This is a genomic window from Superficieibacter sp. 1612_C1, from assembly GCF_015234305.1.
Classification (GTDB): domain Bacteria; phylum Pseudomonadota; class Gammaproteobacteria; order Enterobacterales; family Enterobacteriaceae; genus Superficieibacter.
Map to the genome: position 1 here is coordinate 387,715 of NZ_JADGMI010000001.1, position 16,249 is coordinate 403,963.

The 16,249-nt window shown below is 54.6% G+C and carries 14 protein-coding genes; 4 read left to right on the forward strand and 10 right to left on the reverse strand.

The features are described from left to right. Positions 1-43: 43 nt before the first annotated feature. Complete coding sequence (locus tag INT84_RS01895) at positions 44-943, reverse strand: LysR family transcriptional regulator (protein ID WP_194205421.1); 900 nt, start codon at positions 941-943, stop codon at positions 44-46. Between the two features lie 669 nt (positions 944-1,612). On the opposite strand from INT84_RS01895, the gene ahpC reads away from it, so the two are divergent. Together ahpC and ahpF are read left to right on the forward strand one after the other, a co-directional pair. Continuing rightward, entirely contained in the window at positions 1,613-2,176 is a 564-nt protein-coding gene (gene ahpC, locus INT84_RS01900; RefSeq protein ID WP_194205422.1) for an alkyl hydroperoxide reductase subunit C, read from the forward strand. 243 nt (positions 2,177-2,419) lie between these two features. Beyond that, positions 2,420-3,985, forward strand: a complete 1,566-nt coding sequence (gene ahpF, locus INT84_RS01905; RefSeq protein WP_194205423.1) for an alkyl hydroperoxide reductase subunit F — start codon at positions 2,420-2,422, stop codon at positions 3,983-3,985. Between the two features lie 249 nt (positions 3,986-4,234). Here ahpF and uspG read toward each other — a convergent pair whose 3' ends face one another. Next, positions 4,235-4,663 carry a universal stress protein UspG gene (gene uspG, locus INT84_RS01910; protein ID WP_194205424.1) on the reverse strand — a complete coding sequence of 143 codons (429 nt, stop codon included), beginning with the start codon at positions 4,661-4,663 and terminating at the stop codon, positions 4,235-4,237. 193 nt (positions 4,664-4,856) lie between these two features. Then, the gene (gene rnk / locus INT84_RS01915) at positions 4,857-5,267 is read right to left on the reverse strand and encodes a nucleoside diphosphate kinase regulator (protein ID WP_176919694.1); all 411 of its coding nucleotides are present in this window, start codon (positions 5,265-5,267) and stop codon (positions 4,857-4,859) included. A gap of 247 nt (positions 5,268-5,514) precedes the next feature. Here rnk and INT84_RS01920 point away from each other — a divergent pair, with 247 nt between their 5' ends. Beyond that, the gene (locus tag INT84_RS01920) at positions 5,515-6,345 is read left to right on the forward strand and encodes an alpha/beta fold hydrolase (RefSeq protein ID WP_194205425.1); all 831 of its coding nucleotides are present in this window, start codon (positions 5,515-5,517) and stop codon (positions 6,343-6,345) included. A 94-nt stretch (positions 6,346-6,439) separates the two neighbouring features. Next, positions 6,440-7,294 carry an AraC family transcriptional regulator gene (locus INT84_RS01925; RefSeq protein WP_194205426.1) on the forward strand — a complete coding sequence of 285 codons (855 nt, stop codon included), beginning with the start codon at positions 6,440-6,442 and terminating at the stop codon, positions 7,292-7,294. Between the two features lie 3 nt (positions 7,295-7,297). Here INT84_RS01925 and ptsP read toward each other — a convergent pair whose 3' ends face one another. From ptsP to dcuC, 7 genes are all read right to left on the reverse strand, one after another. After that, the gene (gene ptsP / locus INT84_RS01930; protein ID WP_194205427.1) at positions 7,298-9,793 is read right to left on the reverse strand and encodes a phosphoenolpyruvate--protein phosphotransferase; all 2,496 of its coding nucleotides are present in this window, start codon (positions 9,791-9,793) and stop codon (positions 7,298-7,300) included. A 22-nt stretch (positions 9,794-9,815) separates the two neighbouring features. Further along, on the reverse strand, positions 9,816-10,856 hold the full coding sequence (ypdE, locus tag INT84_RS01935; protein WP_194205428.1) for an aminopeptidase: 1,041 nt from the start codon (positions 10,854-10,856) through the stop codon (positions 9,816-9,818). Further along, positions 10,847-11,941, reverse strand: a complete 1,095-nt coding sequence (gene ypdF / locus INT84_RS01940) for an aminopeptidase (protein WP_194205429.1) — start codon at positions 11,939-11,941, stop codon at positions 10,847-10,849. Before ypdF ends, ypdE begins: the two co-directional genes overlap by 10 nt. 16 nt (positions 11,942-11,957) lie before the next feature. Further along, positions 11,958-13,202, reverse strand: coding sequence for a PTS fructose transporter subunit IIC (locus INT84_RS01945; RefSeq protein ID WP_194205430.1), 1,245 nt, complete (start codon positions 13,200-13,202; stop codon positions 11,958-11,960). 21 nt (positions 13,203-13,223) lie between these two features. Further along, positions 13,224-13,553 (reverse strand): PTS fructose transporter subunit IIB, encoded by a 330-nt coding sequence (locus INT84_RS01950; RefSeq protein ID WP_103677414.1) that lies wholly within the window; start codon positions 13,551-13,553, stop codon positions 13,224-13,226. A gap of 178 nt (positions 13,554-13,731) precedes the next feature. After that, entirely contained in the window at positions 13,732-14,526 is a 795-nt protein-coding gene (gene rna, locus INT84_RS01955; RefSeq protein ID WP_194205431.1) for a ribonuclease I, read from the reverse strand. A gap of 116 nt (positions 14,527-14,642) precedes the next feature. Continuing rightward, positions 14,643-16,016, reverse strand: coding sequence for an anaerobic C4-dicarboxylate transporter DcuC (gene dcuC / locus INT84_RS01960; protein ID WP_194205432.1), 1,374 nt, complete (start codon positions 16,014-16,016; stop codon positions 14,643-14,645). Between the last annotated feature and the right edge of the window lie 233 nt (positions 16,017-16,249).

A 16,249-nucleotide genomic window follows, 5' to 3' on the forward strand; every position in this document is an offset into this window, starting at 1 on the left:
TTTATTTATATATGCGATGTGAATAATATTTTTTTTAATGATGCTACTGGGGCTGTATTTTATTAATAAGGTCCGCAAAGGTGGTATTGTTGAGAGAGGCGCGGTTATACATCATGTAGATATTAAAAGGGGAAAAGCTCACCGGGAGGGCAACTTTTTTCAGACCCAGCGATTGTTTAAATGCTTCATAAGATCCCTCAGTCATTAGTCCTACCAGATCGGTGGCACTGACTATATTCATAATACTAATAAATGAATCGCTGCGAAAGGCAATTTTGCGCCCCGGTAGAAACGTTTCGACTTCAGACTGAAACTGACGTAAACCGATTTCATTATTATCAAGAAACGTGAAATCTTCGCGTAGTAACTCTTTAAGAGTACAGCTACTGCCAAGGCGAGGATGCTCTTTTCGGCATACGGCGACGACCGGGAGTTGTTTATAAACTGAGCAGCAAATCGAACGATTGGTGGTAGGGGAGATCGAAAAAATAAGATCGGCTTTACGGTAAGCCAGTAAATCTTCTGCGGATTCCGAAGACATCAACATATCGTGATGTTCGATTTCAAACTGGCTACTTTGTAGGAAAAGGCGCAGTGGCTGGATCAATCCGGACGCCAACAGCAGCTGCGGACAATAGATAACAAAATTCTTACGCAGCGAGGAGCTATGGGTAATGTTGATTGTTTGTTCAATTTGGTTAAGGTTTTGTTCAAGGTGCAAGTGCAGGTTAATCCCTACCGTTGTTGGCGTGATGCCTTTTCCGGAGCGGATGAACAGCGGGTCATCAAGTTGAACGCGTAGCCGCTGTAAGGACTGGCTGACGGCTGACGGGGTAATATAAAGGGTGGCTGCGGCTTTACTGATACTCAAATGCTGATAGATGCATTCAAAAATAACCAGCAGGTTGAGATCGAATTTTTTAAGATCGTAGAGATTAGCCATAAACCAGCCTTATGAATTACAGTTTGACCGAGTGTGTTATATAATTTATAGCAATGAGTTTATTTTATATATCTACAAAACGCATGATTTTAAATCTGCTGGCGATTTGACTTAGAATAAAGATATCATAAAAACCAATACTTAACCAGACGATTTGCGGAAGTGACATGCATAACAACGATTGTTTACATTTCTGCGATGAATTAAGTTTTTGTACCCTGGGAAAATCTTACTCTGCTTTCGCTAAATTAATTATTCGTATAATTAATGAAAATAAGTATCGGTTGCGTTTCAGCGGTAGGGCTGCGGCACATAAACATGACGTCTATTGATAGATTCTGTGATTAAATGGTGTTGGCTATCAGAGCCATAGGCAGCGCCTGTTAAATCTTGATTGCCCTTTCAATTGTAGGGTGATGTAATCCCGGACTCTGGATCCCAGTCCAGCATTTGCCAGCCCATCGATCCTGGCTGCATTGAGATTGTTAACTTTTAAGTAACATTGTCAATGACGCCATGTTGCGCGATTGCATTCAATGTCCGGGGTTCACAGCATCGTCATGTGATAGTTGTTAGCTAACGCTTATTGATTTGATAATGGAAACGCATTAGCCGAATCATCAAAATTTCGTTACCTTACATCTCAACGAAAACACGGAGGAAGTATAGATGTCCTTGATCAACACTAAAATCAAACCTTTTAAAAACCAGGCATTCAAAAACGGTGAATTCATCGAAGTTACCGAAAAAGATACCGAAGGCCGCTGGAGCGTATTCTTCTTCTATCCGGCTGACTTCACCTTCGTCTGCCCGACCGAACTGGGCGATGTAGCGGATCATTACGAAGAACTGCAGAAACTGGGCGTGGATGTTTACTCTGTTTCCACCGACACCCACTTCACCCATAAAGCATGGCACAGCAGCTCTGAAACCATCGCTAAAATCAAATATGCAATGATCGGCGACCCGACTGCTGCACTGGCACGTAACTTTGAAGTGCTGCGTGAAGACGAAGGTCTGGCTGACCGCGGTACGTTCATCGTTGACCCGCAGGGCATCATCCAGGCAGTTGAAGTGACTGCTGAAGGTATCGGCCGTGACGCGTCTGACCTGCTGCGTAAAATCAAAGCGGCTCAGTATGTGGCTTCCCACCCAGGCGAAGTGTGCCCGGCTAAGTGGAAAGAAGGCGAAGCGACTCTGGCTCCGTCCCTGGACCTGGTCGGCAAAATCTAAAATTCACTGCGTCTTTCGCGCTACAGATGCGTTGGCTGCGCTTAATAACCCCGGTCACTTACTTAGGTAAGCTTCCGGGGATTCATAAGCTTGCCGCCTTCCTGTAACACGAAATACTGGTGAATTTCGCTCAGGAACGGGTGCATAGTGCCCGTTTCTTTTCTAACACCATGATTCAAGATGCATTCAGGCACCGCAAATAAGGCAGCTTGCATGATGATGTTTTAAGCCCAGGAGATACCCATGCTCGACACCAATATGAAAACCCAGCTCAAAGCCTATCTTGAGAAGCTGACTAAACCTGTTGAGCTGATTGCCACGCTGGATGACAGCGCCAAATCGGCAGAAATCAAGGAATTGCTGGCTGAAATTTCTAACCTGTCAGAAAAAGTCTCTTATAAAGAAGATAATTCACTGGCGGTGCGTAAACCTTCATTTCTGATCACTAACCCAGGCTCCACGCACGGCCCGCGCTTTGCTGGCTCGCCGCTGGGTCATGAATTTACCTCGCTGGTGCTGGCGCTGCTGTGGACCGGCGGACATCCGTCGAAAGAAACGCAGGCGCTGCTGGAGCAGATCCGCGATCTGGACGGCGACTTTGAATTTGAAACCTACTATTCACTCTCTTGCCATAACTGCCCGGACGTCGTGCAGGCGCTGAACCTGATGGCGGTGCTGAACCCGCGCGTTAAGCATACGGCGATTGACGGCGGCACCTTCCAGAACGAAATCACCGATCGTAACGTGATGGGCGTTCCGGCGGTGTTCGTCAACGGTAAAGAGTTCGGTCAGGGTCGTATGACGCTGGCGGAAATCGTAGCCAAAGTAGACAGCGGTGCGGAAAAACGCGCGGCGGAAGAGCTGAATCAACGTGATGCTTATGACGTACTGATCGTTGGCTCCGGCCCGGCGGGCGCGGCGGCGGCGGTCTACTCTGCGCGTAAAGGTATCCGTACCGGCCTGATGGGCGAGCGCTTTGGCGGTCAGGTACTGGATACCGTTGATATCGAAAACTACATCTCCGTGCCGAAGACCGAAGGTCAGAAGCTGGCGGGCGCGCTGAAGGCGCACGTTAACGACTATGCGGTAGATGTGATTGATTCCCAGAGCGCATCACGGCTGGTTCCGGCGGCGCAAGAAGGTGGATACCATCAGATTGAAACCGCCTCCGGCGCAGTGCTGAAAGCGCGCAGCGTGATCATCGCTACCGGCGCAAAATGGCGCAACATGAACGTGCCGGGTGAAGATCAGTACCGCACCAAAGGCGTGACCTACTGCCCACACTGTGACGGCCCGTTGTTTAAAGGCAAGCGCGTCGCGGTGATCGGCGGCGGCAACTCTGGCGTGGAAGCGGCAATCGATCTTGCGGGTATCGTCGAGCACGTGACGCTGCTGGAATTCGCACCGGAGATGAAGGCCGACCAGGTGTTGCAGGATAAAGTCCGCAGCCTGAAAAACGTCGACATCATTCTTAACGCGCAGACCACCGAAGTGAAAGGTGACGGCGCTAAACTGACCGGACTGGAGTATCGCGACCGCGTCAGCGGCGACGTGCATCACGTTGCACTGGCGGGCATCTTCGTGCAGATCGGCCTGTTACCAAACACCACCTGGCTGGAAGGCGCGATTGAGCGTAACCGGATGGGCGAAATTATTATCGATGCGAAGTGTGAAACCAGCGTCAAAGGCGTTTTCGCTGCGGGCGACTGCACTACCGTACCGTATAAGCAGATCATCATCGCCACCGGCGAAGGGGCAAAAGCGTCTCTTAGCTCGTTCGATTATTTGATTCGCACCAAAACCGCATAATCAAAAAAGTAAGATAATACCTGCAATGTGAGCGGGCCACCTTCGGGTGGCCCTTTTTTTGCGGTCCGTTGTGGGTGAAAGTGGTGGCGCTGCGCCACCGGGCAGGTAAGTCAAAAGCAGCCATGATGCGGTGTAATGCCGGGTGGCGGCTTCGCCTTACCCGGCCTACGCATGGTGCCTTCGTCGGGTTTTGTCCCGTAGGCCCGGTAAGCGTAGCGCCGCCGGGCAGATGTCAACCAGCGCTTAACGTTAGCGCACCACCAGCACCGGGATATGCGCGTGGCGGATCACGTTTGACGCGTTCGAACCTAACAGATGCGTGGCGATAGACGGATTGCGCGATCCAATCACCACCACATCGGCATTCAGCTCTTCCGCCAGCTCGTTTACCGCGTCGCGCACGCTGCCCATCCGCACATGAACCTGAATGCGCGACGGATCGATACTGAAATGCGCAACCATGGTTTTCAGGCGGGTTTCCGCTTCCTGTTGTAAATGCTCTTCAAAGCGACGGAGATCGGCGGCAAAACGCTGCATCGTCATACTGGCGGACCCCGGAAGGACGTGTAGCAGATGGATGACCCCTTTCTGCTGCGCCAGAAATTCTGCATGGCGGACAGCCTTATCGCTGAGCTCCATTTCAAAAACATCAACCGGCATAATGATAGTGTTATACATATCTGCTCCTCCTTGTGATTGCTGCTGATATCAAAGCATATTTTGTCAGGAAGAGATGTCTGCGGGCTCGCAAAATTGCCGCCTGTTAACGCAAGCGCTGTAAAGTTTTGTATCCGGATATGGCGAGATGAGAAGGGCGGAAAGAGGATGCAAAAACATCCTCTGAAAAGCGGCTGGCGCTTAAGGCAGAACGTTAACGCTGATAGTCACCAGCGGCTTCGGGCTGATAGAGTAGCTCAAGCACTTCGAGATGGGCAGACGCGCCGCCGGGGAGTTCCCAGTGAATTGAACTGCCCACTTCAAGCCCCAACAATGCCGCGCCCACCGGGGCCAGTACGGAAAGCTGAGTGCCGCTGTCGGTCATCTGCGCCGGAAAAACCAGGGTACGCACGCGCTCCTCACCGCTGGTAAGGTCGCGGAACCGGACGGTGCTATTCATACTCACTACGTTACCCGGCAGCGACTCGGGAGAACACATCTGTGCGCGATCCAGCTCTGCATTCAGCGCGTCGGCAACCGGCAGCGCGGCATAAGCGGGTTTCTCCAGCAGACGGTCAATACGCTCGGCATCAAACTCATTGATGATAATCGCAGGTCTGGACATTTTTTACTCCGTGTTATTGTTGGCAGCTATGCGCTGCAAAATCCAAAAGAAAACCCCCACCGTCAGAGGTGAGGGTTAGCTATGCCCATCATACTGAGAGTTGGCCTGACTTTGAAGTGACCTGGCGCACAGAAGTTAGCGCGTAATACCCAGGTGTTTTTTGCGACAGCCGTCACTTTTCATCATTCTGGATTATGCTTTTAAGCATCGTTGCATACGGCAGCGTCCAGGCGTAACAGGAGATCCCATGAGCGGTTTCGATAAACTTACTTTGAAAGACGGCAGCTATCTCTATTTTAAAGACTGGGGCAGCGGGCAGCCAGTGGTGTTCAGCCACGGCTGGCCGTTAACGGCCGACGCCTTTGAAGATCAAATGCTCTATCTGGCTTCAAAAGGGTTTCGGGTTATCGCCCACGACCGACGCGGCCACGGTCGCTCCGCGCAGCCCTGGGAAGGGCACAATATGGATCAATACGCCGACGATCTGGCCGAGCTTACCGCGCATCTCAATTTGCAGGACGCGGTGCATGTCGGGCACTCGACCGGCGGCGGCGAGGTAGCACGCTATATTGGCCGTCATGGCACCGGCCGCGTGGCGAAAGCGGTGCTGATTGGTGCCGTGACGCCGATTATGATCAAAACTGATTTTAACCCGGACGGCGTCGATAAAAAGGTGTTTGACGGCATCCGTGAAGGGGTGATCGACGATCGTGCCGCTTTCTTTTATGAGCTGACCAAAGCGTTTTATGGCTACAACCGCTTTGGCACCAAAGAGTCGAAAGAGGTGCGCAGGAGTTTTGTCCGCCAGGGATTGCAGGGGTCGATCAAGGCGCTTTATGACTGCGTCGCGGCATTTTCAGAAACCGACTTTCGTCAGGATCTGCAAAAGATGACCCTCCCGACGCTGGTGATCCACGGCGATGACGATCAGATTGTGCCGTTTGAAACCTGCGGCAAAGCAGCGGCGGAGCTGCTGCCCAATGCGCAACTGAAAGTGTATAAAGGCGGCTCGCACGGCATTTGTACCACCCACAAGCAGGATATTAATGTCGATCTGCTGACCTTTATTCAGTCGTAGAAAATGGGCCTGGCGTCACAGGTTTGTCGCCAGGCCAGAAAACATTTTGTTTTCTGGATAAAATAGCGCATCTGTTATTACCGGAATACGCTTCATGCCCGTGCTGTCACTCCCCGCCGATCAACAATTTTTTGCCGATTTACTCAGTGGGCTGGTGCTCAATCCGCAGCGGCTGGGGCGCGTCTGGTTCGCCAGCGCGCAAAAGATGGTCAACGCGGGTGAACTCTGTATCGACTTCCCGCGTCTGGAAGTGGTGCTGCGCGGCGAGTATGGCAACCGGCTGGAATCCGGGCAGCAACATATCGGCCAGGGAGAGATGCTATTTATCCCACCGCGCGCCGCCAATGCGCCGCGGTTTGATAAGCCGGTCATGGTGCTGAGTCTGGTATTCGCTACCGCCTGGCTGGGGCTGGCGTTTTACGATAACCGCGGCGGCGTTACGCCGGTGCCGCTGCGAAAAATTGAATTGCCGCAGATCCAGCGGGGGGAGGGCGAGGCTATCCTTACAGCGCTCACGCTGCTCAGCCGCTCCCCGCAGGATCAGGATATTATCCAGCCGCTAACGTTAAGCCTGCTCCATTTGTGCCGCAAAGTGGTTAACGCTGAGCCTGACAGAACGCAGTCGCGTCCGGCGTTTCTTTATCAGAGCATTTGTAACTGGTTGCAGGATAATTATGCCGAGCCGCTGACGCGGACAAGCGTGGCGAAATTTTTTAATATCACGCCGAATCATCTCTCCCGGCTGTTCAGCGAGCAGGGGACGATGAGCTTTGTTGATTATGTGCGCTGGGTGCGGATGGCGAAGGCGCGCATTATGTTGCAGAAGTACCAGTTTGCGGTAGGGGACGTGGCACGCCGCTGTGGCTACCCGGACAGCGACTACTTTTGTCGTCTATTCCGGCGTCAGTTTGGGCTGACGCCGGGAGAGTATCAGGCGCGTTTCCAGTAATCGTCAGAAAGTGAGCTCTGCGTTAAGCAGATCCAGAATGGCCTGGGCGTCGCGGGCGGAGAACAGCGCTTCGCGAAAACCTTTGTTCACCAGCTTACGCGCCAGTTGAGAGAACACTTTGACGTGGTTGATCGCTTCGTTTTCGCCCAGCGTCAGCATGATCACCAGTTCGACCTCGCCCATTTCCGATTCCCAGTCTATCGGGGCCGGGAGGCGGGCGATGCTGATGCTGGAGTGGCGGATCCACGGCGATTTGGTGTGCGGTATCGCCACGCCAAAACCGACGCCGGTCGTCACAATCTCTTCGCGCTGCCAGATGTCTTCCTCCAGCTCCACCGGCCGGTCGGTACGTCCGTTGACCGCCAGATTGCCGCACAGGTACTGGATCACCTGCTCTTTACGGGTGAGGTTATCCACGAAGCAGATATTTTCCAGCGCCAGCAGCGGACGGGCGTCCTCCTGCGGGGTGAAATCCGCAAGCAGTGCTTCTATTTCGTCCGCGCTTCGACATTCGCAGGCTTTATCAGCCAGCTCGCGGCAGGTCTGGCTATCAAGCTGGCGCAACAGGCTTTTGATCGCCGGGATGCGCGGACCGCTCATGCTGAGTTCATCCAGTTCCATGCCGAGCAGCAGCGGCAGATAGCGCGATTCGCCACCCAGTTCACCACAGATACCGACCCATTTACCGTGGCGATGAGCCACGCTGACAATCTGGCGCAGCATGCGCAGGAAAGAGGGCGTAATGGGATTGTACAGCGGCGAGACGCGCGGATTATTGCGATCCACGGCGTAGAGATACTGGGTCATATCGTTGGAGCCGATGCTGAAGAAATCCACCTCATCGCAGAAATGGTCGATGATATAGCAGACCGACGGCACCTCAACCATGATCCCCAGCGGCAGCGCGGCAGCAAAGCGTAGTCCCTGTGACTGAAGCTGGGGGCGTACCCGCTCCAGCTCCTGTTTCACCCACAGGATCTGATCCAGACTGTGTACCATTGGGATCATCAACAGCGCGTTGCCAAACGCCCCGGCGCGCAGAATCGCCCGTAGCTGAGTGCGAAACAGATCGGCAAACTCCGGGTAAATACGCACCGCGCGATAGCCGAGGAAGGGGTTTTCCTCCTGCGGAATGTTCAGGTAGGGCAGCGGCTTGTCACCGCCGATATCCATGGTGCGGAAAATAACCGGTTTGCCTTCTGCGGCCAGTAACACCTGCTGATAGGCTTCAAACTGCTCCTGCTCATCCGGCGCACGATCCCGGTCCATATACAGCATCTCGCTGCGGAACAGGCCGATGCCTTCCGCCCCCAGAGAAAACGCCCCCGGCGCTTCCAGCGCGCTGCCGATATTGGCGGCGACTTCCAGACTTTTACCATCCCGCGACAGGGCCGGTAAGGCGGCGGCCTGCGCCTGCTGATGAGCCTGTTTATCTGCAAGCTGGTGGGCGATAGCGTAATAGCCTTTGATCGCCTCGTTCGGTGTCATCACCAGTACCCCGCACTGGCCGTCGAGCACGGCCTCGCGGTTTACCAGCGGCGCAAGCTGGGCCACGCTAATGCCGCTCAGCACCGGCACTGAGGAGGCGCGCGCGAGAATTAAGGTGTGCGAGGTGCGTCCGGTTTTCTCCAGAATCATCCCTTTCAACTGGCTAAGATCGAGACTCAGAAACTGGCTCGGCGTGAGATCTTCGGCGATCAGCAGCGTCGGCTGCGTGAGGGTGCGGGTGACGTTTTGGCGCAGATCCGGCCAGGTAATATGCAGAAGCTGCTCGCTAATGTCGCGGATGTCGCTGACCCGCTCGCGCAAATATTCACTGCTGGAGGCGGAGAGTTTTTCGCTGATCTGCTCCATGTTGACGATGATCGCCGCCGCCAGCCCCAGCTTACTTTCCCGCATCAGACGGCGGATGTTGCTGGCAAATTCATCATCCTGAATTAAGGACAAATGGGCACTGACGATGGTTTTACTCTCCCCGCCCAGCACCTGAAGCTGCTGGTTAAACTGCTCGGCGAGCGCAGCGAGGCTGTGTTCAAGGCGGGTATTATCTTCCGGGCTGGCGGCGATGGCGCGATAGCACTCAAGACTGTCGCTGTGCCATAGCGTCAACATGCCGCTGCCGATACCGGCGGCCAGCACGGTGCCGGCGAGCAGATCCGGGTTTAAGCGGGAAAGCGAGCGGGGCAGCGGCTGGTTCACCGGGACGGAATTGATCGGTTGTTCGCTGTCGCTGTCGATAAAACGGTGTTCAAGATAATTTTCCAGCGCACGCCGCGCCTGTTCTTCGTCGCTACCGCTAATTTCAAGGCTACAGCTGTCGTTGAACAGCGTGCCGGTGCCGATCAGCGCCAGCGAGCTTTTGGCATCCGCCTGACTGTTGAGGCGGTGATTAATAAAACGGATATCGCTGTGCCACTGGCTGCACTGCTCTTTCAGCTCCCAGGCGGGGCGTGCATGCAGCCCGTTGGGTAGCGGGCAGAGAAACGGAATGGTTAACATAACGGCTCCTGTAAACGCAGAATCAGCATCTGAAATCCGTCAGATGAGCTACGGTTTCGGCGTTAGTGTGGGTTAACATCGCCACCAGAAGCTGGTGGGTAAGGGCAATATCATTAGCGTCGGCAATGGAGGCGGCGCAGTGGCCGTGGCGCGTTGGCGGGCCAATGACCACGGTCGGGACACCGGTGCCGCTAAGGTGTACCGCGCCGCCATCGGTGCCGCCGTTGCTGAACATGTCGATCTGAAGCGGAATATCGGCGCGGGCCGCGATATCTTCCACCCAGGCGGTCAGCTTCGGCGGGGCCATCATCGACTTGTCGTGGATCACCAGCATCGGACCCGCCCCGGTCTGGCGGTGGTTATCATGGCCGTAGTCGAAGTTTTTGGCCCAGCAGGCGGTGTCGAGGACAATCGCCAGATCCGGGTTAACTTTACGCGTGGCGGTGTGTCCGCCGCGCAAACCCACTTCTTCGCTGGAGCTGGCGACCAGCCAGATCTCCGCGTCGAGTGGCGTCTGGTACAGTTCGCGCAGCAGTGAGATCAGCAGATAGCAGCCGAGCCGGTCATCAAACGCTTTGCCCATCACCTGATTGTGCGGTAGCTCAGCAAAGGTGGTGTCAAAGGTCACACGATCGCCGGGGGCAATGCCGGCATCTTCGACCTCTTTCGCGCTGCGTGCGCCAATATCGACGCGCAGTTTACCCACCTCGTTATCCTGGCGTTCACCCTCCAGCAGGCCGCTGATTTTGTCGCCTTTGCGGGTGGTAATACGCACCGTTTGCAGCTCGCGCGCCGCCATCCGCACGTTGCCGATGGGCAGGACGTCAATCCCGCCCGTACTGGTGATGCTGCGCACGATAAAGCCCACTTCATCCATATGCGCGCAGACCATAATTTTCGGGCCGCTGCTTTCATTAAGCCGAATAAGCACCGAGCCGAGGCCGTCAAACAGGACGGGCTTGCCGAGGTTATCGGCTTCATTGAGGATAATCTGCCGGACTTCCTGCTCGGCGGCGGCAATGGCATCCGCCTCGCTTAAGGCTTTGAGTAATGCTACATCCATGATCCTTCTCCTGTCGCCAGCAGCGTTTTGGGCAGGGTATAAAGCACCTCTGCCCCGTCAGCCGTGACCAGTACAACATCTTCAATACGCACGCCGCCCTGGCCTTCAAGATAAATTCCCGGTTCAACCGTCAGCAGCATGCCGGGCTGTAAAATCGTCGTGTCGGTAGGGGAGAAGCGTGGGTTTTCGTGGACGTCAATGCCGATGGCATGACCGGTGTTATGGCCGAAATTCGCGCCATAGCCAGCCTCAGCAATGACGTTGCGGGCAGCGGCATCAACGTCACAGCAACGAACGCCGGGACGGATGGCCGCGATGGCCGCCAGTTGCGCGGTGAGCACGGTGTGATAGACAGACCACAGCGGCATTTTTTCCGGGGCAGGGTCGCGCCCTGTCACCAGAAACGTCCGCGTCATGTCAGAACAATACCCCTGGTATTGGGCACCAAAATCCAGCGTCACCAGCTCACCCGCCACGATAACCTTCTCAGAGGCTTTACCGTGCGGCAGCGCGCCACGCGGGCCGCTGGCAACGATGGTATCAAAGGAGGGTTTTTCCGCTCCCTGTTGTTTCATAAACCATTCCAGTTCCGCTGCTACTTCGCGCTCGCGCATTCCCGGCTGGATAAAGCGGCGAATATGCGCCGCGCTGCTATCCGCAATACGGCAGGCTTCGCGAATAATGGCGATCTCCTGCGGCGTTTTGATTTGTCGCAGCGCATCCAGCGACACGGCTACCAGAGTGGCGTTGAGCTGTGTTTGCCAGTCGCTGCCGGTTTGCCAGCTCACCTGTTCGCCCTCAAAGCCAATCCGCTGAAGATTTTCGCTGGCGATGATCGGGTTGACGATCGCCGGCATCGGCTTCTGGCTTTCCAGCAGATGAAGCTGGTAGCCGCTGGTCTGTTCTGCGACCTGCGCGTAGTAGCGAAAATCCACCACAATATGCGCCGTGTGCCGGGTGACCAGCACATAGCCTGAGCTGGTGGCAAAACCAAAATGTGGCTGCTTGTTTTGCCGTGAGGAAATCAGCACTGCATCCAGTTGCTGTTGATCGAGCCAGTCGCGAAGCGTAGCAAGCAGCGTCATGGTATATCTCCTTATCTTACAGCGAGTCGATCAACAGCTTGCCTCTGCGGTACTGAATGTTGCGCAGAAAGAGCACCATCAGCGCAGTGATCACTGCCCCCAGCACAATGCCAAACATATAGACGCCAAGATTGCTCACCAGCGGCCAGGCCCAGATAGCAGATTCCGGGAACCACTGCACGGCACCGAGCCATACCGCGGTGGTGGAGCCGACAATGGCACCGACCATATAGGACGGGATCGCGGTGATCGGGCTTTCCAGCGCGAAAGGTATCGCCCCTTCGCTGATCCCCATAAACGCGAGGAACATTGCGGTTTTACCCTGCGGATAAAGCTGGGCGTTGAACAGGCGTTTGCCGGTCAGACGACGGTCGAGAATGGTGGCCAGCCCCAGACCAATCGGTGGGATCACAATGGCGATAGAGCGTGCGGTCACGGGTAGCACGTGGTCAGTAGTAAAGCTAAAGGCAACAAACCCGGCCGCCTTGTTAATCGGGCCGCCAAGGTCAATGGCCGTCGCCGCCGAAATACCGGCAGCATACATCAGCATGCCTCGTTCACCTGCTGCGGTCAGCAGCGTGCGGATACCGCCGTTGATCCAGCCGCCAAACGGGGTGATAACGTAATACATCGCCAGCATGACAAAAATAGCGGAGAGGATCGGCAGCAGAAACGTTGTTTTAAAGGCCAACAGGAAGTCCGGCAGCTGGATTTTCTGATTCATCCATTTCACCAGATAGCCCGCCACGATGGAGATAATCAGCGCACCGATAAAGGTCGACGGCACGGGCGCGGTGGTCACCCACTGTAGCGAAGAGGGATCGAAATTCAGTACCTGCGTCGGCTGGGTAGACATCAGGCCGCCGATAAATCCGGCCGGGAAAGCCAGTTTGCCACCGATAGAATTGGCAACGAAGGCCGCAAACATCGGGATGGCAAAACCAAACAGCACGCCGCCAAAAGACTGCGATAGCCAGGCAAACTTTAATAATGAGAGATCAAAACCGGTAAATTTACCGGAATTGAGCGCATCCATAATCCCGGTATCGGCAGGAATATGTAGCCAGCTGTAAGCAATGAGCTGCGAAAAAGCGAGGATTACCCCACCCATAATCAGGGTGGGAACCATCCGCGAAATACCGGACATCACATGTTGTGGCAACTCGCCCCAAAAGCTATTGCGGGTGGCCGGGGAATTTTTTACCACGGCTGCCCCGGATGTGCCGGGGACGACCGTGGCGCTGCGTTTTTTAATGGCCATAAGAGGTATCCCTGAAAACAGTTATTGTTGTTCGGCGGCAATCAACTCTTCGATTTCTTTGATGATGCCCGCTGCATTTTTGATCGCGTCCTGAAGGGTGATTTCGTAAACATCACGGGTCTCAAAACGTTCGTTGTCTTCGGGGGTAACCGCAACGGAATGGATGATGATATCGGCCTCGGCAATATCCTGTGCAGTAAGGCGATTCTGGATACCATCCGCGCCCTGGGTTTCAATTTTGATTTCGTCGTAACCCGCTTCCTGTGCGGCTTCTTCAAGCGCCTGGGCTGCCATAAAGGTATGAGCAAGGCCCATAGGGCAAGCGCAAAGTGCAATAAATTTCTTAGCCATGATGAACTCCTTTTAGTAAAGACTGAGCGGATTATGGTCAGGAAAAAGGAGGGGGGTTATCAGACAAATGATGCATTCACTGCACAATTGATGCACTGAATCTGAAATGTGACGCGCGTCCGCTTATAAGTAAACGGCATGAGAAATTCCGCCGGGCAGCGCGTCAGCGGGATGAAAATTAATAGCCAACCGCGTCGAGAACAAACGATTTGCTACAGTTGCCGGGATGCGGCTGGGGCAAAAACGAGGCGGCACCGAGCGGGGAATTAATGGCGGACGATTTAATCGAGATTTGCATTTCCGTCATGTAAGCCGGATTACCGTTACAGGTGAGCTTAAAGGCGTTAACGTTACTGGCTCCAAACGTCTGGGCAACGGCGGCGTTAAACGCCGTGCGGTCGACCGTTTTGCCATAGTTTTCCGCGATAAATCGCCCCAGCGCGCTTTGCCTGACTTCCTGATTGAGGCGCACCATCGTGCCGACCCAGGCATCAGGATCGAAACCGAAACAAACGCCATGTTTAGCATATTCATAGCGCTCAAGGCAGGACGTGCCGCCCGCGCCCGGCATGACGCCATTCAGTTTGTCCGCCATTTCCAGCGAGATGCCGGTTTCCGCTGCCTGACACTTACGATTGGCTCGGGCTTCCGGCAGGTTGGGGACGGGGCGTGAGGCGCAGCCAAAGCGCATCCAGCGGCGGTCATCCACGCCGCGAGCGGCAATCGATTTGGGCAAACCGGGCCACAGGCCGTGAACGGTAAGAAACGCGGCTTTGTCGTCATTTTCTTTTTGCAAACGGCACTCGTCAGGCTCGTTACGCTGCCTGTCGTGCTGGCTCTGGCAAAAGCCCGTTTGCCAGGAAAGTGCCAGGACGTAGCGGTCAAAATCGGCATAGCGGGTCGCGACAAGCGGTGTCGCACCAGCGCTTGTCGCGCACAGCAGCGTGATACAGGCGATACGCTTCCTGAACATTTGTGATCCTGATGGTCTGGCTGAATTAATTACTGAAGATTATTAAAGCATAAAATGAGGCGACGAGAGGCGCGGAAAGGGAAAAAGCCCGGCGAGAACACTCGCCGGGCCAAAGATTAGTGTGCCGGAAGACCGGGAACGAGAATTTCTGTCGCGACGATAACCACAATCAGACCGATGATGACCGGCACCGAGGTGCGTTTTACGACTTCGAAAGGCGAAATTTTCGCCATCCCGGCCACCGCGACGACCACGCCGGACACCGGAGAAATGGTACGGCCCAGATTAGACGCCTGGAGCATCGGAATGGAAAGATAGGCCGGGTTGATGCCCGACTGATGCGCCAGTTTAGGGATCATCTCCACAAAGGCGTAGAACGGCGCATTGCCGGAGCCGGTGGTCATCGCCGCCAGCATGGTCAACACCACCAGTACCAGCATCAGGATAATACTGGCCGAACCAAACGAGGTGGCAATCGAGATCAGGCTTTGAATAAAGCCGATGGTGCTCAGCCCCTGCGCAAACACGCCCGCCGCGACCAGCAGCATTACCACGCCGGCAAAGGCATCCGCCATCCCGCGCCAGGCGACATCCAGCCCGGAGAACACGTTCTGAATATTAAAGCCGCGCAGGAATTCCAGCACCGCCGCCAGCAGCATACAGACAACCAGAATGGCGATGATGTGCAGTTCCGGTCCCCATTTACCGTCGAAAATCAGCACGCCGATAATCGGTGTAAACGGCAGAATGGCGTAGAACGACGGGGCGGTGGTGGTGATTTCACTGACATCGAGCATCTCAGGGACAATTTTCTCTTTCTTATCCAGATAGCGCTGCCAGAAGAAATGGGCAATCGCCATGCTGATAATCGCGGCGATAGAGATGGGAAGCGTGGTTTTAAAGGCAAAATCAATGAGCGGCATTTCAGCGGCTTTTGCCGCCAGCACTACGTCACCCGAGGTGGGGGAGAGGATAATGGCGGCAGGCGACGCGCAAATGGCGGCGGCGGCACCGCGGCTGATCCCGACGTTGACCATCACCGGGAACAGCGTCGCCATCAGCAGCACGCCCAGGCCGGTGGCGGACGAGACGGCGAGCGACATCAGGCAGGCGACGAAATAGGCGGCAATCATCAAAATATAGGGGGAGTTGATGTAACGCAGCGGTTTAGAGGCCAGCTTGACGACCATATCGTTGGCCCCGATATGGGTCATGTAGGCGGCGAAGCCACAGAGCATCATGATCATCATGCCGAGATCGCCACCGCGGCTCATCAGCAGGATTTTGATATATTCGACGATGTCGGTAGCTGAATAACCCGTGCTGGGGTTAGCCGCAGGTAATATTTGATGCCCCAGAATCGCGCTGAGGATCAGCAGCAGCAGACCGCCGACGAACAGGACGCCGGTCGCGGAATAACCTTTGATGATGTATCGGGCAACGCCGACGATAACCACCACTCCGATAAGGAGTTCAATAAACGTTAACATTATTATCACCTGTGAAGTGGTAACCCAGAGAAAATGCTGCCTGAACAGTAATATGTAAATAATCTGCGGGAAATGTGCCGAAAAAATGGACGATATGTGCTGATAAAAATCAATAAACCCGTGATTAAAAAAACGCGGTGAGTATATTTCATTCGACCTGCAAAGGGGAGGTTAAACATTCATTAGGTGAATATATTCAAGATGTGAATATGATATAAAAATGATAAATAAAA